Genomic DNA, 369 nt, shown 5'->3' with positions numbered 1-369 from the left:
GGTATTCGGCTTTATAGCCCTGCATCAGGCCGATGCCGAGTGCTTCGAGCTGGTCGCTCATGGGCGGGTAGACGTTGGCGTCCGAACCTTCGACGGTGAGGCCTAGCTCGCGCGCGAGTGCGGCGACGCCGCCCATGAAGGTGCCGCAGATACCGAGGATATGGACGCGCATGAGTCGACTCATTGGGGCCCGCCGAAGCGGCGGGCCGTGAGGGTCAGGCGCTGGCCGCCTGGACGTCGCCCGGCAGGACGTCGAGGACGCGCTGGGTCACCTTGTCGAGTTCGCCGACGCCGTCGACGACCTGCAGCTTGCCGCGCTGCTGGTAGAAGCCCGCCACCGGGGCGGTCTGGTCCGCATAAATCTTCAGG

Annotated in this window: 1 protein-coding gene; it reads right to left on the bottom strand. The window is 67.5% G+C overall.

Annotated elements, in window-relative coordinates; all coding sequences use genetic code 11:
- A partial coding sequence (locus CBX98_RS25620) for a Mur ligase domain-containing protein (protein WP_242446621.1) occupies positions 1-172 on the bottom strand: 172 nt, incomplete at its 3' end.
- Positions 173-369: the final 197 nt, after the last annotated feature.

The sequence above is a fragment of the Vibrio sp. T9 genome, from assembly GCF_003123985.1.
Taxonomy (GTDB): domain Bacteria; phylum Pseudomonadota; class Gammaproteobacteria; order Enterobacterales; family Vibrionaceae; genus Vibrio; species Vibrio diabolicus.
This window is presented reverse-complemented; position numbering and strand designations above follow the sequence as displayed.